The sequence below is a fragment of the Mesorhizobium sp. M0983 genome, from assembly GCF_040318975.1.
GTDB lineage: Bacteria > Pseudomonadota > Alphaproteobacteria > Rhizobiales > Rhizobiaceae > Mesorhizobium.
Genome location: NZ_JAMYNH010000021.1, coordinates 51,969 through 73,933 on the forward strand (window position 1 = coordinate 51,969; position 21,965 = coordinate 73,933).

Here is a 21,965-nt window from a genome sequence, read left to right on the forward strand (position 1 = left end):
CATCAGACGAACGGCTTGCCGACCTTGTATTTTTGCGGGACCAGCCGCTTCAGATAGGCCATCCCCGCATCGGACAGCCGGTTGACATCGGGCAGCATGAAATCATCCGGCATATGGCGCGTCTTGCCGGCGACGTTCTTCAGCGGCACCTTCTTCAGCACGGTTTTCTTGCCGTCATATTGCAGCGCCACCGAACCGCCGCCCTCGTCGGCGACCGTGACCGCGAAGGCGCCGGCGTCGAAGGCCTCCTGCGCGTCCACCGCGCTGATGGCGCCGACATAGCCGCGCGGCATGTAGCCGAGCGCATCGACGCGCGCCCGCTTGCCCGGCAATCCCTCGGCCAGCGCGCGCTCCAAGGCTGCCGGCAGGTCGCTGCCCGACAGCTTGACGTTGCCGTGCTGGTCGCGCTCCAGCCTTTCCGGCGGCACCAGGCTTTCGACCAGTGCCTTGCCGTCGGCGGTGCTGACGCCTTCGGAGACGGCAACGATGCAGCGCTTGTGGCGGTCGAGCGTGGCGCGCACGTCGTCGATGAAACCGGCCGCCGAGAACGGCCGCTCCGGCACGTAGACGAGATGCGGGCCGCTGTCCTGATCGAGCTGCCATGCCGCGGACGCGGCCGTCAGGAAACCGGCGTGCCGCCCCATGACGATGCCGACATAAATGCCCGGCAAAGCGCGGAAATCGAGATCGACCGAAAGAAACGCGCCGGCGACGAACTCGGCCGCCGACATGAAGCCGGGCGTATGGTCGTTCTCCTCGAGATCGTTGTCGATGGTTTTTGGCGCATGCACGAAGGCCATCTTGCCGCCGGCGGCGTCGGTCAGGATCTGCTGCGTGCCCGAGGTGTCGTTGCCGCCGATATAGATGAAGGCGTCGGCACCGGCTTTCTTCAAGCCGTTGAGGACGAGGTCGCAATAGGCGGCATCCGGCTTGTCGCGCGTCGAACCAAGCGCGGCGCTCGGCGTCGCCGCGATCAGCCGCAAACGGTCCTCGGGGATGGCGGAAAGATCGACGTAATTGCCGTCACGAATGCCGCGCACGCCGTGGATGGAACCAAGGACCTTGGCGCCGGGATGCCGCTTGCGGATTTCGAGCGCAGCGCCCACCACCGTTTGGTTGATGACGGCGGTCGGGCCGCCGCCTTGCGCGATCACAAAAGTTCCGGCCATTGTTCACGTCTCCCGGGCGATGAAAATCGCAGGCACATTCGCCTGTCTTGTGGCATCGCGCAACGGCAGAGGCAGTGGGTCAGTTTGAAATCGCGCCACTCTTCGCTTGCAGCGCGATAGGATCCGTTTCGATGAGCCGAAGTGACCTGACCATACTCGCCGTCTGCGCCTTGTATTTGAGAAAGTGCGGCGTGGTCAGGTGGGCCTCATAGGCCGCCCGATCGGCGTAGCATTCGATCACGCGCACCTTTTCAGGCGTGCCTTTTACTGCCACCGCATGAAGGAAAAGCACGCCCGGCTCGACGCGTACAGAAGCCTCAATCTCTTCAGCAAGCAGGGCCCTGTAGCTGCCGATCTGCTTAGGATCGATTTCCAGTTCAGCTATCCTGACAAGCGGCATCAATTGCTTTCTTGCTTCTTGCAAGGGACCACGCATGGTCGGCTTCTCCGCTTCGCTCGCCTCGATCAGCGCAACGATGTCGCGATCTCCCAAAACTTGTCAGTCACACGAGCGGACATGGCTGGGCAAGGCGAAGCGTCGCATGAATTCGCACAAAATTGTAGTACATGGGTGTGCAGTGCTAGCCGGCAGAGTAATCGCTCGAGCCTTGGCCGCCGGTCAGACGACGACCACCGGATTCTTCTTGGAGACGCGGCTGTAGAGATCGATGATGTCCTGGTTGATCAGGCGCACGCAGCCCGACGACATCGCCTGGCCGATGCTCCACCATTCGGGCGAGCCGTGGATGCGATAGCCGGTGTCGCTGCCGTTCTGATAGATGTAGAGGGCGCGCGCGCCGAGCGGATTGTCGAGGCCGCCCGGCTTTCCGCTCTGCCATTTCACCAGCTCCGGCTTGCGGACGATCATCTCGGGCGGTGGGGTCCAGACCGGCCATTCCTTGCCGTACTGGATGTTGGCGCGGCCGGACCAGCGGAACCCGTCCTTGCCGATGCCGACGCCGTAACGGATCGCTTCGCCGCCGGGCTGCACCAGATAGAGCAGCCGCTCTTGCGAATGCACGACGATCGTGCCGGGTTGCTCGCCGGTCGGATCGACGACAATCTGGCGGCGGAATTCCGGCTTGACCTTGAGATAGGGCACTTCCGGCACATTGAAGCCACCGTCGGTGAGCGAAGCGTACATCACGTCGGGGCTGGTGATGTTCTTGTCGACGCTGATACTCGGGCGGATGGGCCGGATCGAGCCGGTGGTGACGTCGTCGAGCTGGAGCGACGGCAGATCCAGCGTCTGGCTGCAGCCGGCGACGCCGAGCAGCGCCAGCGCACCGGCGCCGGACAGCACCGTGCGACGGGAAAGCTGTATCTCGGTTTCGATTGCGTCGCCAGTGTGCGGCAGCGACAGACCGTGCGGCAACTCACGCATTTACCCAAACCCTACGCTATCGGCGGGAAACACGGTCCGGCCGGATAGCAGGCATTTTCACCAATCATGGTTGAAAAAGCGTGAAGGCCAGCCATCTGCCGTTAACGAGGGGCTTTTTCGGTTTTTGCCTCTTTACATCTTCGCGAGGCCAAGGATTTATCCTCTTCTTTGAGCTCAAGGAGAAGAAAATGTCCTTCGAAAACTGGGCCGCCTTTGCCGCCGCCTCGGCAGTCCTTCTGGTCATTCCGGGCCCGACCATCCTGCTGGTGGTGTCCTATGCGCTCGGCCAGGGCTGGCGCACGGCGCTGCCGATGGCAGTCGGCGTGGCGCTCGGCGACTTCACCGCGATGACACTGTCGATGCTGGGCATCGGCGCGCTGCTGGCGGCGTCGGCCACCGTATTCACCGTGCTGAAGGTGATCGGCGCCGGCTATCTGATCTATCTCGGCATCAAGCTGTTTCGCGCCGGCGGCGCGCTGCGGGCCGAACCGCGCACCGATGCGGTGTCATCGGCCAAGATGACGGCACATGCCTGGCTGGTTACCGCGCTCAATCCGAAAAGCATCACCTTTTTTGTCGCCTTCCTGCCGCAGTTCCTCGACCGGCATGCGGATTTCTGGACACAGATGCTGATCTTCGAGACGACCTTCCTGGCGCTCGCCTTCGCCAATGCCTTCGGTTATGCGCTGATTGCGGCAAGGGCGCGCAACGTCGTGCGCAATCCCAAGGCGATCCGCATCTTCAACCGCACCGGCGGCACGCTGCTGGTCGGCGCCGGCATCGCCACGGTGGCGATGCGCTCGGGCAACTGAGGACAAGCCATGGCGGTCAGGGATGCATTTGGCCTAGCGCTGTCTGGCGCGACGGAGGCCGGGTTTTCGTCCTACAGCCAGGCTGTGCGCGAATTGCAGTGCTTCATCGGCGATCCTGTCGGTTCCGTTGACCGGGCAATCGCCGAAGATCCCGGCTTCGTCATGGCGCATGTGTTCAAGGGTTATCTCTTTGGCCTCGCCACCGAGCGTGAAGCGACGGCGGTGGCCAAGGCATGTCACGAGGCAGCGCTGCCGCTTGCCGCGACGACGCGCGAGCAGGCGCATGTCGCCGCGCTTGGCCACCTTGCGGAGGGCCGCTGGCACGAGGCCGCCCGCGTGCTGGAGGATATCGCCATCGAGTTCCCGCTCGATGCGCTGGCGCTGCAGACCGGCCACCAGATCGACTTCTTCACCGGCAACGCCCGCATGCTGCGCGACCGCATCGGCCGCGCGCTGCCGTCCTGGCAGAGCGGCATGCCGGGCTACCACGCCATACTCGGCATGCAGGCCTTTGGGCTGGAGGAAATGGGCGACTACGCGCGCGCCGAAAAACTTGGCCGCACGGCGGTCGATATCGAGCCGCGCGACGGCTGGGCCCAGCATGCCGTCGCCCACGTCATGGAGATGCAGAGCCGGCAGAAGGACGGCATTCTGTGGATGCGCGCCAACCCCGAAGCGTGGACGCGGGAAAGCTTTCTGCAGGTGCACAATTGGTGGCACCTGGCGCTGTTCCACTACGACCTCGGCGAGACCGACGAGGTGCTGGCGCTCTACGACGGGCCGATCTATGCCGAGCGCTCGACGCTGGCGCTCAACATGGTCGATGCCTCGGCGATCCTGTGGCGGCTGCATCTCGGCGGCGTCGATGTCGGCGACCGCTGGACGGCGCTGGCCGCCAACTGGTTGCCCAAGGCCAGCGCCGGCAACTATGCCTTCAACGACGCCCACGCGATGATGGCGTTTGTCGGCGCCGCCCTCGAAGCGCCGGCCCGCGGCTTGCTCGAGGCGCAGCGCGAGGCGATGCAGGGCAAAGACGACAACGCTGGTTTCACCAGGGATGTCGGCCATCCCCTGACGCTCGCCATCAAGGCATTCGGCGACGGTAATTATGCCGAGACGATCCGCCTGATCCGGCCGATCCGGGCGATCGCCCATCGCTTCGGCGGCAGCCACGCCCAACGCGACGTCATCGGCCTGACGCTGATCGAGGCGGCATTGCGTTCCGGTGATGGTGCGCTGGCGCGGGCGCTTGCCGCGGAACGCGCGCTGGCACGGCCGGACAGCCCGCTATCGGCACTGTTTTCACGGCGCGCAACCGCTCTCGCGGCGAATTGACCAAGACTAAATCTTGCCTTAAAAACTGCCCCGGCAAGATTTTTTCGAGTGTCGAAAAAATCTTCACGTGTTGACCGGAGCGCTTGTCCGGCGGCACGATTGCCGGGATATCTTCGCCGCCTCTGTCGCAGGCAGAGGCGGCGGAGCAAGAAAGACCGTCGCCGCCAGGCCTGACGGACATGGGAGGAAACATGTATCTCGGCCTCGATCTCGGCACGTCGGGCGTCAAGGCGCTGCTGATCGATGCAAAGCAGAGCATCGTCGGTTCCGGCCACGCGTCGCTCGACGTGTCGCGCCCGCATCCCGGCTGGTCCGAGCAGAACCCGGCCGAGTGGATCCGCGCCTGCGAAGCGGCGATCGCCGAGCTGCGATCCGCGCATGCGAAGGAGCTCGCGGCGGTCAAAGGCATCGGCCTTTCCGGCCATATGCATGGCGCCACCCTGCTCGACGCCGCCGACCAGGTGCTGCGCCCCTGCATCCTGTGGAACGACACACGCAGCCACGCCGAGGCGGCCGCACTCGACGCCGACCCGCGCTTTCGCAAGCTGACCGGCAACATCGTCTTTCCCGGCTTCACCGCGCCAAAGCTCGCCTGGGTGAAAAACAACGAACCGGCTGTTTTCGCCAAGGTGGCAAAGGTCCTGCTGCCGAAGGACTTTTTGCGGCTCTGGCTCGCCGGCGAGCATATTTCGGAAATGTCGGATTCGGCTGGCACGTCGTGGCTCGACGTCGGCAAACGAGCCTGGTCCGCCGAACTGCTCGCCGCCACGTCGCTCGACGAAAGGCAGATGCCGTCATTGGTCGAAGGCACGGCAAAGGCCGGTGCCTTGCGCAGCGAACTGGCTGCGAAATGGGGCATGCAGGCGGGCATCCCGATCGCCGGCGGCGCCGGCGACAACGCGGCCTCGGCCTGCGGCATGGGCACGGTCGGTGCCGGCCAGGCTTTCGTCTCGCTCGGCACGTCAGGCGTGCTTTTTGCCGCCAATGCGTCCTATCTGCCCAACCCGGAAAGCGCCGTGCATACATTCTGCCATGCCCTGCCCGGCACCTGGCATCAGATGGGCGTCATCCTGTCGGCAACCGATTCGCTCAACTGGCTATCGGCAATCGCGGGCAAAGGTGCTGGCGAGTTGACCGCCGAACTCGGCGATGCGCTGCAGGCGCCGACCGGTGTCTCCTTCCTGCCCTATCTCTCAGGCGAACGGACGCCGCACAATGATTCCGCCATTCGCGGCGCGTTTACGGGGCTTGCACACGAATCCGGCCGCGCGGCGCTGACCCAGGCCGTGCTCGAAGGCGTCGCTTTCGCTTTCCGCGACAGCCTGGAAGCTCTGGCCAAGGCCGGCACGACGCTGACCCGGGTGACGGCGATCGGCGGCGGCTCGCGTTCGCGCTACTGGTTGAAGGCCATCGCCACCGCGCTTGGCCTGCCCATCGATATTCCCGCCGACGGCGATTTCGGCGCCGCGTTCGGTGCGGCCCGGCTTGGCCTGATCGCGGCGACCGCTGCCGATCCGCGCGCCGTGTGCACGGCGCCGGCGACGGACGCCACGGTCGAGCCGGTCGCCGCCCTCGGCGACGCCTATGCGCAGGCCTATCAGCGCTACCGCCAGCTTTACCCGGCGATCAGGGCTGTAACCGCGTGAGCTGGCGCTTACCCCCCTCTGGCCTGCCCTCTTTGCCACCACTTGGCATCTCCCCCTCAAGGGGGGAGATCGGCAGCGTCGACGGCTATGCCAGTCTTGCAAGATCGGTGATTGGCGAAGGCGGAAAGGCCAGCCAATCTCCCCCCTTGAGGGGGAGATGCCCGGTAGGGCAGAGGGGGGTGCTTGGCCCCCACTTTGCCGAGATTTCCTCACTGCGCCGGCACCTTGTCGAGAAAGCCGGTGACGCTTTTCAGCCGGCCATTTTCGATGATGCCGATATCGGTGCCTTCGATGACGGGCTCGGTGCCGTCCGGCCCAAGGTTCCACGAAAAGCGGATGGCGTCAGCGAAGCCGTCCGGCTCGCCTTTCAGCGAGAACCTGAAGCCGGCAAAGCGCTGCTGCACGCCTTCGATCAGCGCGGCGATGCCGTCATGGCCGTCGCCCTGCATGATCGGATCGCGGTAGCCGACATCCTCGGTGAAGGTCGTCTTGAGCAAGGCTTTCCTGCGCGCGGCGTCACTCTCGTTCCAGGCGGCGATGTAGTTTTCGGCAATGGTGTTGAGGTCGGTCATGGTCTGTCTCCTTCGTTGGATGCTCTTGACATGAGCCTTTTCGACCAACGCCAGCGCGAAACCAATTACGCTTGAGGTAATCAGGCCGAAGCATGCGAGAGGAAAAGAACATGACCAGCGGTTTTTTCGGCGACATCCAACAGATCAAATATGAGGGACCGGATTCGACCAATCCGCTGGCCTACCGGTTCTACAATCCCGACGAGATCGTCGCCGGCAAGCGGCTGGAAGACCATCTGCGCTTTGCCGTCGCCTACTGGCATTCCTTTGCCTGGCCAGGCGGCGATCCGTTCGGCGGCCAGACGTTTGACCGGCCGTGGTTCCCCAAGGCCGGCGGTACCGACACGATGGAGCTGGCCAAGCTCAAGGCCGACGTCGCCTTCGAGATGTTTTCGCTGCTGGGCGCGCCTTATTTCTGCTTCCACGATGCCGATGTGCGGCCGGAGGGCCGGGACTTTTCCGAAAGTGCGGCGCGGCTCGACGAGATCGCCGATTATTTCTCGGGAAAGATGAAGCAGACTGGCGTCAAGCTGTTGTGGGGCACGGCCAACCTGTTCTCCAACCGCCGCTTCATGTCGGGCGCCGCCACCAATCCCGATCCGGACGTCTTTGCCTATTCGGCCGCGACGGTGAAACACTGCATCGACATCACCAAGCGGCTGAACGGCGAGAACTACGTGCTGTGGGGCGGCCGCGAGGGCTATGAGACGCTGCTCAACACCGACCTTGCCCGCGAGCAGGAACAGGCCGGCCGCTTTCTCAATCTGGTCGTCGACTACAAGCACAGGATCGGCTTCGAAGGCACCATCCTGATCGAGCCGAAGCCTCAGGAACCGACCAAGCACCAGTATGATTACGACGTCGCCACCGTCTATGGCTTCCTCAAGCGTTTCGGACTGGAGAACGAGGTCAAGCTCAACATCGAGCAAGGCCACGCCATCCTGGCCGGCCATTCGTTCGAGCATGAACTGGCGCTGGCCAATGCGCTCGGCATTTTCGGCTCGATCGACATGAACCGCAACGACTACCAATCGGGCTGGGACACCGACCAGTTCCCAAACAATGTACCGGAGATGGCGCTCGCCTATTATCACGTACTGCAGGCGGGCGGCTTCAAGACCGGCGGCACCAATTTCGACGCCAAGCTCAGGCGCCAGTCGCTCGATCCGCAGGATCTGCTGATCGGTCATATCGGCGGCATGGATTGCTGCGCTCGAGGCCTCAAGGCAGCGGCACGCATGGTCGAGGACAAGGCGCTGTCGGCGCCGCTCGCCGAGCGCTATGCCGGCTGGGATTCGGCCGAGGCCAAGGCGATGCTTGCCGGCAAGCGCACGCTGGAGGAAATTGCTGATCGCGTCGTCAAGGAGAAGATCGAGCCGCAGCCCCGATCCGGCCGCCAGGAACTGCTCGAGAACATCGTCAACCGGTACGTCTGAGGCGTGCCGTTTCGCGGCCGCATTTTCAGCGGCCGCGGATAAAGGCGGCTTCCGCGGGGCTGAAACCGACAAGGTTTGCCCCCTGCGAAACTTTCGGTCTGCTTGCTGACCGGGCCTAGCATTTGCCCTAGCCGTGATCGAGGCCTCTCAAATAGGCGCAGAACATGTCGGCCATGGCGTCGGCGTAGGCTTCAATCTCCGTGGCGGTTCGAGGCGCCTCCGAGAACTGCTTCCCCACCGTGCTCAGCGTCGTCATGACGAGGTCGCCGGCCAATTCGCGGGTCACTTGCGCGGCGTTGGGCAACGCCTCCTGCATGAAGAGCTGGATGGTGCGGTCTCCGGACGCCCTTGCCGCCCGCGCCTCAGGCGCGTCGCGGTAAAGCGGTGCGGCGTCGTCGAGCGCCACACGCACCGCGGCCTCGTCACACTCCGAGCGGAGGAAGGCGTGGACCAGGCCGCGCAGCCTTTCAAGCGGCGGTTTCCTGATATCCTCGAGGATGTCGCGCAGCAAATCGGTCGTCTGCCGCCATTCGTCACTCTGGAGCCGGAACAGGATCGCCGCCTTGTTCGGAAAATACTGATACAGCGATCCGACGCTGACACCGGCCTTCTCGGCCACCCGCGCCGTGGTGAAGCGCTGCGCGCCTTCCCTCGCCAAAACCTGAACAGCAGCCTCCAAAATCGCAGCAACGAGCTCCGCCGAGCGGGCCTGCTTGGGCTGTTTTCGCGAGGAAATCCGCGGACTTCGGTGATCGCTCATTGAGAGGCGCGCCAATGCGATTAGTGAATGCGAATGATTAGTCGTATTTTGAATGCCGCACAAGAACGCATTCAATTTTGACTGGAGACCAATATGACCACACTGACGACAACGCCGCTGGCGCCCCTGCTGGACCGCCTGTTCGAGGAAGCCGCTGCGGCAACGAGCCCTGCCGTGGCGGAGCTCTCCGCCGAGGAGCGGAGCCGCTTCATTCGGAGCAAGACCGAATACCTCGATTTCTACGGGCGGCTAAAGGATCTCTGGCTTCCCGTTTCGCGAGAGACCGGCACGCTGCTCTACATGCTGGCACGGAGCAGCGGCGCCCGGACGATCGTCGAATTTGGAACCTCGTTCGGCATCTCGACCCTGCACCTTGCCGCAGCCTTGCGGGACAATGGCGGCGGCCGCCTGATCACCAGCGAGTTCGAGCCATCCAAGGTGGCGCGCGCCAGGAGCAACCTCACAGCAGGCGGTCTCATCGACATGGTGGAAATCCGAGAGGGAGACGCGCTGCAAACATTAAGCGTCGATCTTCCCGAAACGGTCGACCTGCTGCTGCTCGATGGCGCCAAAGCGCTCTATCCCGAGGTCTTGACCCTAGTTGAAAGTCGCCTCAGGCCGGGCGCCTTGGTCGTTGCCGACAATGCCGATCTTTGCCCCGAATACCTCTCGCGGGTGCGCTCGACCGGAAGCGGCTACATGTCCACGCCGTTCGGCGAGGATGTCGAACTGTCCATGCGGCTCGGCTGACGCACCGCCTGATCTGTCGGAAAGATCGTGCCCAAGATGGGCGGCGGCGGACAAAACTTTGCCCGGCATCGCCCATCAATCGCCTCGCTCTTGCCTTCAAACAGCCGTCACGGAGTTCCTATAGTGTGGTTCGTGGCGGGAATCAGAAAGAAGGAGGCGAAACGATATGCAGCACGAACGCGAAATCGACGCCCTGCTCTCATCTGGCGAGGCCGGATCGATCCTCGACCGGCTGATGGCGCTGCCGCACCCCAAGCATGGTGCGCTGAGTGCAAACGAATGGGATCGCGCGGTCGCCAGCCGCTTCGAGACCCATCTGGCGAGACAGATGCGCTCGCAGATCGACGGCAACAGCGTCCGCCAAGACGCTGCCTGATCCCCACTATCTCAGGCGCAGCCTGACCGGCGCTTCGCCGAACGCTCTTGAAAACGCTCTGGAAAATGCCGCGGCGGACGAAAACCCCGTTCGCCCGGCAATGTCCGCCATGGCGATGCGCGTATCGACCACCAGCCGGCGCGCGGCGCCGAGGCGCAGCCTGAGATAATAGGCGCCCGGCGTTTCGCCGATCGACTTGCGAAAGATACTTTCCAGCGTCCGCGCCGTCACCCCGGCGCGCTTGGCCACGGCGGCGACAGTCAGGGGCTGGTCGACATGCGCTTCCATCAGCCGGATGGCTTGCGCCAGCCTGGGATCGTAGCCGTCAAGACGGCCGAGCGAGACCAGCGGCTGCGCGTCGGTCGCGGCGCGCGCCTGGTCGTAGATGAAGACGCTCGCGACATCGAGCGCCACGGCCATGCCGAGCCGCGTGCGGATCAGATGCAGCATCAGGTCGAAGGTCGGCGAGGCGCCGCCAGAGGTGAATACGGGACCGTCGATGACGTAGCGGTCGGGGCGCACGTCGACGCCGGGAAAGGCCGAAGAAAAATCCTCCATATCCTCCCAGTGGGTGGTGGCGCTGCGCCCCTCCAGCAAGCCCGCGCGCGCCACCAGCCAGGTGCCGGCCTCGACGCCGCCGCAGGCGCGTGCCGCGCGCGCCGCCCGGCGCAGTCCGGAAAGCAAGGCTGAAGTGGCGTAGTTCTGCGTGCCGAAGCCGGCGACGACGACCAGCATGTCGGTTGTGTCAGCCGCATCGAAGCGGCCGCTGACCGCCACCGGCAGGCCGCATGTGGTGACCGGCGCCTCGCCTGTGACCGAGACCAGCCTGAAATCGAACAGCGTCTCGCCGGCAATACGGTTGGCGGCGCGCAACGGGTCGACGGCCGACGCGACGCACATGATCGACGAGCCGGAGAATACCAGCAGCGTCACCTTGAGCGGCAGACGTTCGGCACGAAAGATCGTCGGTTTTTCGGTTTTGGTCACATGATCTTCGTAAAACGCAAAACAGTTTCCGGCAAGTCAGGCATTCTTGCCCTACGTTCTATTGGGAGAGAGTCCGATGCCGTTAGCGATGAACCGTGAGGTCTTCATTACCTGTGCCGTGACCGGGTCCGGCAGTTCGCAGGACCGCAGCCCGCACGTGCCGCGCTCGCCCAAGCAGATCGCCGATTCGGCCATTGAGGCGGCAAAGGCAGGGGCTGCGATCGTGCACTGCCATGTGCGCGATCCCGAGACCGGCAAGCCTAGGCGCGACGTGCACCTCTACCGCGAGGTGACCGAGCGCATCCGCGCGGCTGACGTCGACGTGGTTTTGAACCTGACCGCCGGCATGGGCGGCGACATGGTGTTCGGCCCACCGGAAAAGCCGCTGCCGCTGAACGAAAAAGGCACGGACATGGGCGGCGCGACCGACCGCATGGAACATGTGCGCCAGTGCCTGCCGGAAATCTGTACGCTCGACTGCGGCACGATGAATTTCGCCGAGGCCGATTATGTCATGACCAACACGCCCGGCATGCTGCGCGCCATGGGCGGCATGATGACGACGCTCGGCGTCAAGCCGGAGATCGAGGCCTTCGACACCGGGCATCTGTGGTTTGCCAAGCAATTGGTCGAGGAACAAGTGCTGAAGCCGGACGCGCTGGTGCAATTGTGCATGGGTGTGCCGTGGGGGGCGCCGGACGACCTCAACACCTTCATGGCCATGGTCAACAATGTACCGTCGACCTGGAACTGGTCGGCGTTCGCCATTGGCCGAAACCAGATGGCCTATGTCGCTGCCGCGGTGCTGGCCGGCGGCAATGTCCGTGTCGGGCTGGAGGATAATCTCTGGCTCGACAAGGGGGTGCTGGCGACCAATGCGCAGCTGGTCGAGCGGGCGGTCAGTATCGTGTCGAATATGGGCGCCAGGGTCATCGGCCCGGATGAGGTGCGAAAGAAGCTGAACCTGACGAAGCGCGCACCGCTTTGAGCAAGGGCGGGAAGAACCCGGTTGGGAGGAGCCGCCGATGAAGACCGTGAAGTTCACCGCCATGAAGGACGGCGACCGCGAGGATTATGCCTTCCTCACCGAGCATGAGATCGACCATGCGGCAAAGACCGGCGAGCGTCTGCTCGACGCGCTTGTCCAGCTCGACGAAGGGCTGTCGGGCTACAAGATCACCCGGCTCGGCCATTCGCTGCAGGCGGCGACGCGGGCCTGGCGCGACGGCGCCGACACCGACTGGATTGCCTGCGCCTTGCTGCACGACATCGGCGACATCTACGCGCCCTATAATCACGACGAGTATGCGGCGTCGATCCTGAAGCCCTTTGTACGCGAGCAATGCACCTGGGTGGTGGAAAAGCACGGCGACTTCCAGCGCCTCTATTACGCACATCACCTCGGCGGCACCCCGCACGCCCGCGACCGTTTCGCCGGGCACATCTACTTCGACGATTGCGATGAGTTTTGCGAGCGCTGGGACCAGTCGAGCTTCGACCCGGATTACGAGACATTGCCGATCGATTTCTTCCGGCCCTTCGTGCTCGAAGTGTTCGCGCGCAAGGCCTATGACGCGTCCGTGATCCGTGCCGGCGAGCGTGTCGCCCTCACCGACCCCGCAACAGCCAGCACAAGAACCGGAGCCTCCGCATGAGCATCATCAACAAGGCGGCAGCCATCGGCGGCGGCGTCATCGGCGCCGGCTGGGTCGCGCGGCTGCTGCTCAACGGAATCGACGTGTCGATCTTCGATCCCGACCCCGAGGCGTCACGCAAGGTCGGCGAGGTGATGAAGGGAGCGCGACGCGCCTACAAGCAGATGCTGCCCGGCGGCCTGCCGAAAGCGGGCAAGCTCACTTTCGCCAAGACGATCGCCGAGGCGGTCGCCGATGCCGACTTCATCCAGGAAAGCGTGCCGGAGCGGCTCGACCTCAAGCACCGCGTGCTGGCCGAGATCGACCTTTATGCGCCGGCCAACGCCATTGTCGGCTCCTCCACCTCCGGCATCAAGCCGACCGACATGCAGGTGGCGATGAAGAAACATCCGGAGCGGTTGGTGGTCGGCCATCCGTTCAACCCCGTCTATCTCTTGCCACTGGTCGAAATCGTCGGCGGCGAACAGACCTTTCCCGAGGCGATCGAAGTCGCCAAGGAGATGTATGCCTCGATCGGCATGAAGCCGGTGGTGATCCGCAAGGAGATCGAAGCCTTTGTCGGCGACCGCCTGCTCGAAGCGGCCTGGCGCGAGGCGCTGTGGCTGGTCAAGGACGGCATCTGCACGGTCGAGGAGCTTGACGACATCATGCGCTATGGCTTCGGCCTGCGCTGGGCGCAGATGGGCATGTTCCAGGTCTATCGTGTCGCCGGCGGCGAGGCCGGCATGCGCCACTTCATGGCGCAGTTCGGCCCGTGCCTGAAATGGCCATGGACCAAGCTGATGGATGTGCCGGAGTTCAACGACGAATTGGTCGAGCTGATCGCGACCCAGTCGGACGACCAGGCGCACGGTCTGTCGATCCGCGAACTCGAAAAGATCCGCGACGACAATCTGGTCGCGATCATGGAGGCACTGTCGAAGCAGAACAAAGGCAAAGGCTGGGGCGCCGGCGCCCTGCATAAGGACTATACCAGGCAACTGGCCAAGCTTGCGGCGAAGAAGCCCACCGCCTCCAAGGCTGCCGAGAAGGCCAAGGCTGAAAAGCCGAAGAAAAAGAAGAAAGGCTGAGACCATGGATTTTGGTCTTTCGGAGGAACAGAAGCTCATCGTCGAGACGACGCGGGCCTTCGTCGAGAACGAGCTTTACCCGCATGAGCGCGAAGTGGAGCGCACCGGCGTGCTGCGCCGTGAGCTGATCGAGGAGATCAAGGCCAAGGCGATCGAAGCTGGTCTCTATGCCGCCAACATGCCGGCCGATGTCGGCGGCGCCGGGCTCGATACGGTGACCTGGCTGCTCTATGAAAAGGAGCTCGGCCGCGCCAATTACGCGCTGCACTGGACCTGCGTGGCGCGGCCTTCCAACATCCTCCTTGCCGGCACGCCGGAGCAGCGCGAGAAGTATCTGTTCCCGTGCATTCGCGGCGAAAAATGGGATTGCCTGGCAATGACCGAGCCGGGCGCCGGCTCCGATTTGCGCGGCATGAAGGCAACCGCCGTGCAGGACGGCGACGACTGGGTGCTGAACGGCACCAAGCATTTCATAAGCCACGCCGACCTCGCCGATTTCGCCATCGTCTTCATGGCCTCGGGGGAGGAAGAGTCTTCGCGTGGAAAACGCAAGAAGATCACCGCCTTCTTCGTCGACAAGGGCACCAAGGGCTTTACCGTGCGCGACGGCTACCGCAACGTCTCGCATCGCGGCTACACCAATGCCATCCTCGAATTCGACGATTGCCGTCTGCCGGCCACTCAGGTTCTGGGCGAGGTGCACAAGGGCTTCGACGTCGCCAATTCATGGCTTGGCGCGACGCGCCTGCAGGTCGGCGCCACCTGCCTCGGCCGCGCCGAACGGGCGCTTGGCCACGCCATCGAATACGCCGCGCAGCGCCAGCAATTCGGCCAGCCGATCGGCAAGTTCCAGGGCGTGTCGTTCAAGCTCGCCGACATGGCGACCGAGCTGAAGGCCGCCGACCTGATGGTGTTCGAAGCCGGCTGGAAGTACGATCAGGGCACCGTCACCGATCAGGACATGGCCATGGCCAAGCTGAAGGCCACCGAGATGCTCGCCTTCGTCGCCGACGAGGCGATCCAGATCCATGGCGGCATGGGGCTGATGGACGATCTGCCGCTGGAACGCATCTGGCGCGACGCCCGCGTCGAGCGCATCTGGGAAGGCACCTCGGAAATCCAGCGCCACATCATTTCGCGGGCGCTGCTGCGCCCGTTCGGGGGCTAGAGCATGATCCCAAAAAGTGGAATCCGGTTTTTGGAAAAGATCATGCTCAAACGAAAAGATGACGATGCACAAACTTGAGCGGCTTTTGCGCCCACGAACGATCGCAGTCTTCGGTGGCGTGCAGGCTGCTGCCGTCGTCGCGCAGTCGATCAAGATGGGCTTTGCCGGCGAGATCTGGCCCGTGCATCCGAGCAAGGACGAGGTCGCCGGCCGCAAGGCGTATCGCTCGGTGGCCGAATTGCCCGGTGCGCCGGATGCCGCTTTCATCGGCGTCAACCGGCACTTGACCATCGAAGTGGTCAAGGCGCTGGCCGAGCGCGGCGCCGGCGGTGCGGTCTGCTTCGCCGCCGGCTTCCTCGAAACCGAGGCCTATGACGAGGACGGCGAGCGGCTGCAGGCCGAGCTGGTCGCGGCGGCGGGTCCCATGCCGATCATCGGGCCGAACTGCTATGGGCTGATCAATTACGCCGACGGCGCGCTTTTGTGGCCCGACCAGCATGGCGGCATCAGGCTGCCTGAAGGCGGTCGCGGCGTTGCCATCATCACCCAGTCGTCGAACATCGCCATCAACATGACGATGCAGAAGCGCGGCCTGCCGATCGCCTTTCTGATGACCGCCGGCAACCAGGCGCAGACCGGGCTTTCCGAAATGGCGCTCGGCCTGATCGAGGACGACCGCGTCACCGCGCTCGGCCTGCATATCGAGGCCTTCGACTCGGTGGCCGGCTTCGAAAGGCTGGCGGCACGGGCACGAGAGCTGAAGAAGCCTGTTATCGCCATGAAGGTCGGCCGCTCCGAGCAGGCGCGGCAGGCGACCGTCTCGCATACCGCGTCGCTGGCCGGCTCGGACGCAGCGTCCGGCGCGTTCCTGAAGCGGCTCGGCATCGCCCGCATCGATTCGATCCCGGCCTTCATCGAGGCGCTGAAGTTGCTGCACGTCACCGGTCCCCTGCCCGGCTACCGGCTGTCGTCGATGAGCTGTTCGGGCGGCGAGGCGTCCGTCATGGCCGACAGCGCCGAAGGCCGCTGGGTGACCTTTCCGCCTCTCACCGCCGAGCATCGCATTCAGGTCAAATCGACGCTCGGCCCGCTGGTCGCGGTGGCCAACCCGCTCGACTACCATACCTTCATCTGGAACAACGAGCCGGCGATGACCGCCACCTTCACCGCCATGGTGTCTGGCGGCTTCGACCTCAACATGCTGGTGCTCGACTTTCCGCGCCCCGACCGCTGCTCCGACACCGACTGGTGGGCGACGCTGCGCGCCTTCGAAGCGGCGCTGAAGACCAACAGCGCGCAAGGCGCGATCGTCTCCTCGCTGCCGGAGAACCTGCCCGAGGAATACACTGCAGGGCTGATGGCGCGGGGCATGGTGCCGCTGTTCGGCATTTCCGAGGCCATGGACGCCGCCCAGGCGGCAGCCTTCATCGGCTGGGCGTGGCGCGAGCCGCTGGCGCAGCCGATCGACACCTCGGCGTCTGGCGCGCCGGCTGGCGACCATGTCACCCCGGACGAGGCGGAGGCGAAAGCGCGGCTCATCGAGGCCGGGCTCCCGGTGCCGAAGGGCGAGCGCGCCGGCAACGCGGTCGAGGCTGTGATCTCCTCGATGGCGCTCGGCTTCCCGGTAGCGCTGAAGGCTCTTGGCGTCATCCACAAATCCGAGCTCGACGCGGTCCGGCTCAATTTGAGGGATGCCGAATCCGTCAGCACCGCCGCCCATGATCTCGGCCCGCTCGGCACCGGCCTTTATGTCGAGCGCATGGTGCGCGATGGCGTCGCCGAGCTGCTGGTCGGCTTCACCCGCGACCCGATGTTCGGCGCGGTGATGACGCTCGGCACCGGCGGCGTGCTGGTCGAGCTGTTGCGCGACAGCGTCACGCTGATGCTGCCGGCGACCCGTGACGACATCGAGGCCGCTTTGCGCGGGCTGAAACTGTTCCCGCTGCTCGACGGCTATCGCGGCCGGCCGAAGGCCGATGTCACGGCGGCAATAGAGGCGATATCGGGCATTGCCGGCTTCGTGCAGCAAAATGCCGGCGAGATCGAGCAACTCGACATCAATCCGCTGATCGTCTGCGCCGAGGGCAAGGGCGCCTGGATCGCCGACGCGCTGATGGTGCTGGGAGGCAAGAAGAATGGCTGAAATCATCACCACCCGCCGCGAGGGCACGATCTTCGAAGTCACGCTCGACCGGCCCAAGGCCAATGCCATCGACCTGAACACGTCGCGGCTTATGGGCGAGACTTTCAAGGCGTTTCGCGACGATCCCGAGCTGCGCGTCGCCATCGTCAAGACCGCCGGCGACAAGTTCTTCTGCGCCGGCTGGGACCTGAAGGCTGCTGCCGGCGGCGACGCGGTCGACGGCGACTATGGCGTCGGCGGCTTCGGCGGGCTGCAGGAATTGCGCGACCTCAACAAGCCGGTGATCGCCTGCGTCAACGGCATGGCGGTCGGCGGCGGCTTCGAACTGGCCCTATCCTGCGACCTCATCTATGCGTCGGACCACTCCTCCTTCGCGCTGCCCGAAATCCGTGCCGGCACGCTGGCCGATGCGGCGACGATCAAGCTGCCGAAGCGCATCCCCTACCATGTCGCCATGGACCTTTTGCTCACCGGCCGCTGGATGGATGTCGCCGAGGCGCATCGCTGGGGCCTGGTCAACGAGGTGCTGCCCAAGGACAGGCTGGAGGACCGCGTCTGGGAGATCGCGCGGCTGCTCGCCAGCGGCCCGCCGCTGGTCTTCGCCGCGATCAAGGAAACGGCTCGGGTCGCTGAATCGCTGACGTTCCAGGACGCGATGAACCGGGTGACGCGCCGGCAGCTGCCAACGGTTGACGCACTCTACGGCTCGGAGGACAATCTCGAGGGTTTTCGCGCCTTCGCCGAGAAGCGCGACCCGGTGTGGAAGGGGAAGTGACGCTGCGGAGATGATGGCGATCCTTCACACCCCCCTCTGCCCTGCCGGGCATCTCCCCCGCAAGTGGGGAGATCGGATGTCGCATCGGATTTCGCCAATTTCCAGCGTTGCAGGACAAGCGGCAAGGCCAAAGCTGCCGATCTCCCCCCTTGCGGGGGAGATGGCCGGCAGGCCAGAGGGGGGTGTCCAAGCTCAACCTTGGCGGCCCATTCGGCGCCAATGACCAACTACAAAACCCTCATCGACGCCGAGACCTGGGCCTTCATCGAGCGGACCAATTCCTATTATCCACCCGATACGATCGACTACACCATCGCCGAGCAGCGCGAGATCTATAACCGGATGTGCCGCGAGTTCTTTGCCGGCTATCCCCAAGGCGTCACGGCGGAAACCACAGCCATTGCCACACCCTGGCACATCCCGACCCGCGTCTACCGCGCCCCGGCGCCGGAAGCGGCGGCGATGGTGCTTTATTTCCATGGCGGCGGTTTTATCCTCGGCGGGCTCGACAGCCATGACGACCTTTGCGCCGAGCTTTGCGGCCGCACCGGCTACGAAGTGGTTTCGGTCGACTACCGGCTGGCGCCGGAACACCTTCATCCGGCCGCCTTCGACGATGCCATCAGCGCCTTCGAATGGGCTTCGACCACTTACGAACGGCCTATCCTGCTGTGCGGCGACAGTGCCGGCGGCAATCTCGCCGCGTCCGTCAGCCACGCGACGCGTGGCCATGCGCGCAAGCCGATCGGCCAGATTCTGGTCTATCCCGGCCTTGGCGGCGACAGCTCCGCCGGCTCCTACGTCACCCACGCGGAAGCGCCGATGCTTAACGTGCGCGACCTCGTTTTCTACAGGGACATCAGGACCGGGGGCGAGGACCGCACCGGCGATCTCACCTTGTCGCCGCTCGCCGACGCCGACTTTGCCAATCTGCCGCCTACCGTCGTGATCACCGCCGAATGCGACCCGCTGTCGTCGGACGGCGAAGCCTATCGCGACCGCATCATTGCTGCAGGCGGGCGCGCCTGGTGGTTCGAGGAGCTGGGACTGGTGCATGGCTATTTGCGCGCCAGGCACACGGCCGGCCGCGCCCGCTCGAGCTTTACCCGGATTGTCGATGCGGTAGCGGTTTTGGGAAGGGGCGAGTGGATCTGGTGAGGGATGTCTTCCCGACCAGAACGGGCCTTTGTCGGCCGGTACAGCTCTATTTGCGGCGGCGTCGCCGGCCGGAAACCTGCTTCAGCCAAGGTCCTAAATGAAAGGCGCTCATCAGCAGGTACATCGGGACCATGCCGGCCAGCGGTGACGCCTCTTGCCCGGTCGAGCACATCATATCCGGCGCTCCGCCGAGAAGCGTCAGCAGCGCCATGGTTGCGAAGGTCGGCGCGGCGGCGAAGGACAGCCAGTCGGCTGCGCCAAGGGCGGCCGGGCTCGCATCGCCGCCGGATCCGCCTGCATGAATCTCGCTCATGTCCGTTGTCCCTGGTAGTGAGCGGGATGCGTTCGAACTGAACCGTGCATCCCGCTCCTCCATTTGTCTTAGCCGCATTTCTGCGACGCCAAAGATGTTCTATTCGGTGCGATTCCGGAACGCGGCCTCTCCGGCGTCCGATATCTCGACCCATTTTTTGTCGGGGACGGCTTCGGCACCGTAATTGTCGTGCCAGTTCCACCACTTGTACGTCGGCGTTTGCGGATAGCCCTCGGGCGAATCCTCCCAAACCTCCTGGCGGCCGAGCGGCGTCAGGTCGAGGTAGCTCCATACGGTCCCCATCGCCTCGTCGCCGCGGTTGTTGATGAAGTAGGTGCGGAACACGCGATCGCCGTCGCGGATGAACACGTTATGGCCGTGCCACTCGTCAACGCCGAAATCAGCATCGAAGCTGTCGGTGATGGTGTACCAGGGCATCTTCCAGTCCATCCGCGCCTTCAGCCGCGCAATGTCGGCCTGCGGTGCGCGCGAGGCGTAGGCAAGCGTGGTGTCGCGGGCATTCAGATGGGCAAGGTTGCCGACCTGGTCCGCCCCCAGCGAGCAGCCGCGGCAGGCGTGGTCGGGCCAGCCGAATACGCCGGGCTCGAAGAAGGCGCGGTAGACGACCAGCTGGCGGCGGCCCTCGAACAGGTCGAGCAGGCTCACCTTTCCGTCAGGCCCTTCGAACGTATAGGACTTCTCCACCGCCACCCATGGCATCCGCCGGCGCTCGGCGGCCAGTGCGTCGCGAGCCCGGGTCACGGTCTTCTCCTTCACGAGCAGCTGCTGGCGCGCGGCCTCCCATGCGTCAGGCGAAACGACCGGTGGTGTCTTCATCGCGAGCCGCGAGCCCTGCTCGCCTGTGCCATTCTGATGTGCCGTCATTGTGCATCTCCCTTGCTGGTTTGTCGCCGCACCGGCGCGACGTGTTGGGTCGTGAGATAGGATAGGGGCTGATAGCGGATTGGCGAGAGTGACAAGTGTGACGCGATTCCGACGGGTTCGCTGATCACGGCCAATTTCGCCGCCAGCGACGCCTCTGCGCTCATTCGCGCCCGGACTGCTGAATGGGCCGTGCGCCGGCCAGGTAGCGGTCATTGTCAAACGGCTCGGCCTGGTTGCTTTCCGGGCTCCACAGCTGCCGGTGGGTTCGTGTGAGATCGCCGAGGTAGACATGCAGCGCACCCGATCGCGCGCTGCCGGTATTCGCAACCGCATGCACGGTATTTGAGGCCATGTGCACCACGGCAGGCGCTGCGATGTCCTGCCTTTCCGGGACATCGAGTTCGCTGCCGGCAACAGGATAGATGAAGTTCGTCTCGCTGCCCTTGTAGATGCCGATCAAGGCATCCATCAGGTGGTTATGAGGCGGGTACTGCAGGCCGGGCGACAGCGTGATGTGATAGATCGTCAGGTTAGGGCTCGCATGCAGAAGCACCTCGTCGTCGTCTTCTTCGTGAGCGAGTGTTCCCGATGCGTGAAAACGGTTCGTGTAGTCGCCCAGGACCGTCCTTACCGCTTCGAGGGGATCTGGGCCTCTCGCGGCATTGACGATATCATCGGCAACGGCGTAGAGAGGTGAGTTGGCGGCTAAAGGCATATCAGTTATCCTTCCTGAGATGCTCAGATTATCAATCTGAGGTGCTCACGCTAGCGAATGCTGAGGCCAGCGTCAACGGGACAGCCAGACGGACAGAATATGAAAACGACGAAGTTGACCGCCGAACCGGCAGGGCCGGCCACCGTCGAGGCGACAGCACTGTCAGCCGCCGACGTCCTTCGCAGGGAACAGGCATATGAGCAGCTGAGGAACGACATCATTGCCTGCGTGCTGCGCCCCGGTGAAGCGCTCACCGAGAAACAGATCGGCGATCGATACCAGATCAAAAAGGCTACCATCCGCGCGGCGTTGGCCCGCCTGATGCAGGAAGGGCTGGTCAGGAGCGAGCCGCGCCGCGGCTACGTCGTTGCGACGCTCAGTCTGCGGGACGTCAACGAGATCTTCGATGTCCGCAGCTTGATCGAGCCGGAAGTGTTCAGGGTGGCGGCATCGAACATGACCGAGCGCGGGCTGGAGGATATCAGGCTGGCAGCGAAAAAAGTGCTGAAGCCGGAGACGCTACGCAGCCACATTGCCTTCCTTGCGGCCGATCGTGCTTTTCGCCTGGCCCTTGCGGAGCTCTCGGGAAATTTGCGGCTGGCGCATCTCCTGGACCAGATACTCGACCAGTCGGCGCGGGTTCTCCACCTCGGCTTCAAGTCGCGCGACTTCACCCAGTTGATCATCGCCCAGCAAAAGGAACTGGTTCTTGCCTGCGAGGCAGGCGACGTTTCCGCCATCGTGAAACTTGCCCGTGCGCAGTGCCTGTTTTTGAAGAAGCAGGTGCTCGAGGCTTTGCTTGCCGGTTCCAAGCTTCAAGACGTCAATTTGCAACCTTTCGCCTAAAGCGCCTTGT

The 21,965-nt window shown here is 64.2% G+C and carries 23 protein-coding genes; 14 read left to right on the top strand and 9 right to left on the bottom strand.

The window, feature by feature from the left end:
* Positions 1–2: 2 nt before the first annotated feature.
* From NKH71_RS27265 to NKH71_RS27275, 3 genes are all read right to left on the bottom strand, one after another.
* Positions 3–1,169, bottom strand: coding sequence for a diphosphate--fructose-6-phosphate 1-phosphotransferase (locus tag NKH71_RS27265; protein ID WP_352484717.1), 1,167 nt, complete (start codon positions 1,167–1,169; stop codon positions 3–5).
* Positions 1,170–1,248: 79 nt separating this feature from the next.
* Positions 1,249–1,569: a putative quinol monooxygenase gene (locus NKH71_RS27270; RefSeq protein WP_031193766.1), complete on the bottom strand. Its 321-nt coding sequence runs from the start codon at positions 1,567–1,569 to the stop codon at positions 1,249–1,251.
* 219 nt (positions 1,570–1,788) lie between these two features.
* Positions 1,789–2,553: a L,D-transpeptidase gene (locus tag NKH71_RS27275; protein ID WP_023718328.1), complete on the bottom strand. Its 765-nt coding sequence runs from the start codon at positions 2,551–2,553 to the stop codon at positions 1,789–1,791.
* Positions 2,554–2,741: 188 nt separating this feature from the next.
* On the opposite strand from NKH71_RS27275, the gene NKH71_RS27280 reads away from it, so the two are divergent.
* From NKH71_RS27280 to xylB, 3 genes are all read left to right on the top strand, one after another.
* Positions 2,742–3,365 carry a LysE family translocator gene (locus tag NKH71_RS27280; RefSeq protein WP_023718327.1) on the top strand — a complete coding sequence of 208 codons (624 nt, stop codon included), beginning with the start codon at positions 2,742–2,744 and terminating at the stop codon, positions 3,363–3,365.
* A 9-nt stretch (positions 3,366–3,374) separates the two neighbouring features.
* Positions 3,375–4,700, top strand: coding sequence for a tetratricopeptide repeat protein (locus tag NKH71_RS27285; RefSeq protein ID WP_352484713.1), 1,326 nt, complete (start codon positions 3,375–3,377; stop codon positions 4,698–4,700).
* A gap of 191 nt (positions 4,701–4,891) precedes the next feature.
* Positions 4,892–6,346 carry a xylulokinase gene (gene xylB / locus NKH71_RS27290; protein ID WP_352789443.1) on the top strand — a complete coding sequence of 485 codons (1,455 nt, stop codon included), beginning with the start codon at positions 4,892–4,894 and terminating at the stop codon, positions 6,344–6,346.
* A gap of 209 nt (positions 6,347–6,555) precedes the next feature.
* On the opposite strand, the gene NKH71_RS27295 is transcribed toward xylB, so the two are convergent.
* Positions 6,556–6,918 carry a nuclear transport factor 2 family protein gene (locus NKH71_RS27295; protein WP_352484709.1) on the bottom strand — a complete coding sequence of 121 codons (363 nt, stop codon included), beginning with the start codon at positions 6,916–6,918 and terminating at the stop codon, positions 6,556–6,558.
* Between the two features lie 110 nt (positions 6,919–7,028).
* Here NKH71_RS27295 and xylA point away from each other — a divergent pair, with 110 nt between their 5' ends.
* Positions 7,029–8,354 (top strand): xylose isomerase, encoded by a 1,326-nt coding sequence (xylA, locus tag NKH71_RS27300; protein ID WP_023718323.1) that lies wholly within the window; start codon positions 7,029–7,031, stop codon positions 8,352–8,354.
* Positions 8,355–8,481: 127 nt separating this feature from the next.
* On the opposite strand, the gene NKH71_RS27305 is transcribed toward xylA, so the two are convergent.
* A complete protein-coding gene (locus tag NKH71_RS27305) occupies positions 8,482–9,114 on the bottom strand; it encodes a TetR/AcrR family transcriptional regulator (protein WP_352484707.1) in 633 nt (210 codons plus the stop codon).
* 93 nt (positions 9,115–9,207) lie between these two features.
* On the opposite strand from NKH71_RS27305, the gene NKH71_RS27310 reads away from it, so the two are divergent.
* Positions 9,208–9,864, top strand: coding sequence for an O-methyltransferase (locus NKH71_RS27310; RefSeq protein ID WP_023718321.1), 657 nt, complete (start codon positions 9,208–9,210; stop codon positions 9,862–9,864).
* A 166-nt stretch (positions 9,865–10,030) separates the two neighbouring features.
* Positions 10,031–10,240: a hypothetical protein gene (locus NKH71_RS27315; RefSeq protein ID WP_352789410.1), complete on the top strand. Its 210-nt coding sequence runs from the start codon at positions 10,031–10,033 to the stop codon at positions 10,238–10,240.
* Positions 10,241–10,246: 6 nt separating this feature from the next.
* Here the strand turns inward: NKH71_RS27315 and NKH71_RS27320 are convergent, their stop codons facing one another.
* A complete protein-coding gene (locus NKH71_RS27320) occupies positions 10,247–11,227 on the bottom strand; it encodes a GlxA family transcriptional regulator (protein ID WP_352591840.1) in 981 nt (326 codons plus the stop codon).
* A gap of 76 nt (positions 11,228–11,303) precedes the next feature.
* Here NKH71_RS27320 and bcoG point away from each other — a divergent pair, with 76 nt between their 5' ends.
* The 7 genes from bcoG (at position 11,304) to NKH71_RS27355 (ending at position 19,196) form a co-directional block, all read left to right on the top strand.
* Positions 11,304–12,215, top strand: a complete 912-nt coding sequence (bcoG, locus tag NKH71_RS27325; RefSeq protein WP_023718318.1) for a 3-dehydrocarnitine:acetyl-CoA trimethylamine transferase BcoG — start codon at positions 11,304–11,306, stop codon at positions 12,213–12,215.
* Between the two features lie 37 nt (positions 12,216–12,252).
* Positions 12,253–12,882 (top strand): HD domain-containing protein, encoded by a 630-nt coding sequence (locus NKH71_RS27330; protein WP_023718317.1) that lies wholly within the window; start codon positions 12,253–12,255, stop codon positions 12,880–12,882.
* Complete coding sequence (locus NKH71_RS27335) at positions 12,879–13,952, top strand: 3-hydroxyacyl-CoA dehydrogenase NAD-binding domain-containing protein (protein WP_023718316.1); 1,074 nt, start codon at positions 12,879–12,881, stop codon at positions 13,950–13,952. Before NKH71_RS27330 ends, NKH71_RS27335 begins: the two co-directional genes overlap by 4 nt.
* Before the next feature lie 4 nt (positions 13,953–13,956).
* Positions 13,957–15,120, top strand: coding sequence for an acyl-CoA dehydrogenase family protein (locus NKH71_RS27340; RefSeq protein ID WP_023718315.1), 1,164 nt, complete (start codon positions 13,957–13,959; stop codon positions 15,118–15,120).
* 64 nt (positions 15,121–15,184) lie between these two features.
* Positions 15,185–17,263: an acetate--CoA ligase family protein gene (locus tag NKH71_RS27345; RefSeq protein ID WP_352895483.1), complete on the top strand. Its 2,079-nt coding sequence runs from the start codon at positions 15,185–15,187 to the stop codon at positions 17,261–17,263.
* A complete protein-coding gene (locus NKH71_RS27350) occupies positions 17,256–18,038 on the top strand; it encodes a carnitinyl-CoA dehydratase (protein ID WP_023718313.1) in 783 nt (260 codons plus the stop codon). The genes NKH71_RS27345 and NKH71_RS27350 overlap by 8 nt, the downstream gene beginning before the upstream one ends.
* A gap of 219 nt (positions 18,039–18,257) precedes the next feature.
* Positions 18,258–19,196, top strand: a complete 939-nt coding sequence (locus NKH71_RS27355; RefSeq protein WP_023718312.1) for an alpha/beta hydrolase — start codon at positions 18,258–18,260, stop codon at positions 19,194–19,196.
* A gap of 46 nt (positions 19,197–19,242) precedes the next feature.
* On the opposite strand, the gene NKH71_RS27360 is transcribed toward NKH71_RS27355, so the two are convergent.
* From NKH71_RS27360 to NKH71_RS27370, 3 genes are all read right to left on the bottom strand, one after another.
* Complete coding sequence (locus tag NKH71_RS27360) at positions 19,243–19,509, bottom strand: hypothetical protein (RefSeq protein WP_023718311.1); 267 nt, start codon at positions 19,507–19,509, stop codon at positions 19,243–19,245.
* Between the two features lie 99 nt (positions 19,510–19,608).
* The gene (locus NKH71_RS27365) at positions 19,609–20,394 is read right to left on the bottom strand and encodes a DUF899 domain-containing protein (protein WP_084642556.1); all 786 of its coding nucleotides are present in this window, start codon (positions 20,392–20,394) and stop codon (positions 19,609–19,611) included.
* Positions 20,395–20,554: 160 nt separating this feature from the next.
* Complete coding sequence (locus NKH71_RS27370; RefSeq protein WP_023718309.1) at positions 20,555–21,109, bottom strand: autotransporter; 555 nt, start codon at positions 21,107–21,109, stop codon at positions 20,555–20,557.
* Positions 21,110–21,208: 99 nt separating this feature from the next.
* Here NKH71_RS27370 and NKH71_RS27375 point away from each other — a divergent pair, with 99 nt between their 5' ends.
* Complete coding sequence (locus tag NKH71_RS27375; protein WP_023718308.1) at positions 21,209–21,955, top strand: GntR family transcriptional regulator; 747 nt, start codon at positions 21,209–21,211, stop codon at positions 21,953–21,955.
* Positions 21,956–21,965 lie beyond the last annotated feature (10 nt).

What these genes read in the sequence shown, in the direction of transcription:
- NKH71_RS27335 (WP_023718316.1), top strand. Translation starts at nt 12,879, where the DNA reads ATGAGCATCATCAACAAGGCGGCAGCCATCGGCGGCGGCGTCATCGGC.
- NKH71_RS27360 (WP_023718311.1), bottom strand. Translation starts at nt 19,509, where the DNA reads ATGAGCGAGATTCATGCAGGCGGATCCGGCGGCGATGCGAGCCCGGCC.
- NKH71_RS27345 (WP_352895483.1), top strand. Translation starts at nt 15,185, where the DNA reads ATGCACAAACTTGAGCGGCTTTTGCGCCCACGAACGATCGCAGTCTTC.
- NKH71_RS27350 (WP_023718313.1), top strand. Translation starts at nt 17,256, where the DNA reads ATGGCTGAAATCATCACCACCCGCCGCGAGGGCACGATCTTCGAAGTC.
- NKH71_RS27285 (WP_352484713.1), top strand. Translation starts at nt 3,375, where the DNA reads ATGGCGGTCAGGGATGCATTTGGCCTAGCGCTGTCTGGCGCGACGGAG.
- NKH71_RS27305 (WP_352484707.1), bottom strand. Translation starts at nt 9,114, where the DNA reads ATGAGCGATCACCGAAGTCCGCGGATTTCCTCGCGAAAACAGCCCAAG.
- xylB (WP_352789443.1), top strand. Translation starts at nt 4,892, where the DNA reads ATGTATCTCGGCCTCGATCTCGGCACGTCGGGCGTCAAGGCGCTGCTG.
- NKH71_RS27295 (WP_352484709.1), bottom strand. Translation starts at nt 6,918, where the DNA reads ATGACCGACCTCAACACCATTGCCGAAAACTACATCGCCGCCTGGAAC.
- NKH71_RS27280 (WP_023718327.1), top strand. Translation starts at nt 2,742, where the DNA reads ATGTCCTTCGAAAACTGGGCCGCCTTTGCCGCCGCCTCGGCAGTCCTT.
- NKH71_RS27315 (WP_352789410.1), top strand. Translation starts at nt 10,031, where the DNA reads ATGCAGCACGAACGCGAAATCGACGCCCTGCTCTCATCTGGCGAGGCC.
- NKH71_RS27270 (WP_031193766.1), bottom strand. Translation starts at nt 1,569, where the DNA reads ATGCCGCTTGTCAGGATAGCTGAACTGGAAATCGATCCTAAGCAGATC.
- NKH71_RS27275 (WP_023718328.1), bottom strand. Translation starts at nt 2,553, where the DNA reads ATGCGTGAGTTGCCGCACGGTCTGTCGCTGCCGCACACTGGCGACGCA.
- NKH71_RS27265 (WP_352484717.1), bottom strand. Translation starts at nt 1,169, where the DNA reads ATGGCCGGAACTTTTGTGATCGCGCAAGGCGGCGGCCCGACCGCCGTC.
- NKH71_RS27310 (WP_023718321.1), top strand. Translation starts at nt 9,208, where the DNA reads ATGACCACACTGACGACAACGCCGCTGGCGCCCCTGCTGGACCGCCTG.
- NKH71_RS27375 (WP_023718308.1), top strand. Translation starts at nt 21,209, where the DNA reads ATGAAAACGACGAAGTTGACCGCCGAACCGGCAGGGCCGGCCACCGTC.
- xylA (WP_023718323.1), top strand. Translation starts at nt 7,029, where the DNA reads ATGACCAGCGGTTTTTTCGGCGACATCCAACAGATCAAATATGAGGGA.
- NKH71_RS27370 (WP_023718309.1), bottom strand. Translation starts at nt 21,109, where the DNA reads ATGCCTTTAGCCGCCAACTCACCTCTCTACGCCGTTGCCGATGATATC.
- NKH71_RS27355 (WP_023718312.1), top strand. Translation starts at nt 18,258, where the DNA reads ATGACCAACTACAAAACCCTCATCGACGCCGAGACCTGGGCCTTCATC.
- NKH71_RS27330 (WP_023718317.1), top strand. Translation starts at nt 12,253, where the DNA reads ATGAAGACCGTGAAGTTCACCGCCATGAAGGACGGCGACCGCGAGGAT.
- NKH71_RS27340 (WP_023718315.1), top strand. Translation starts at nt 13,957, where the DNA reads ATGGATTTTGGTCTTTCGGAGGAACAGAAGCTCATCGTCGAGACGACG.
- NKH71_RS27365 (WP_084642556.1), bottom strand. Translation starts at nt 20,394, where the DNA reads ATGACGGCACATCAGAATGGCACAGGCGAGCAGGGCTCGCGGCTCGCG.
- bcoG (WP_023718318.1), top strand. Translation starts at nt 11,304, where the DNA reads ATGCCGTTAGCGATGAACCGTGAGGTCTTCATTACCTGTGCCGTGACC.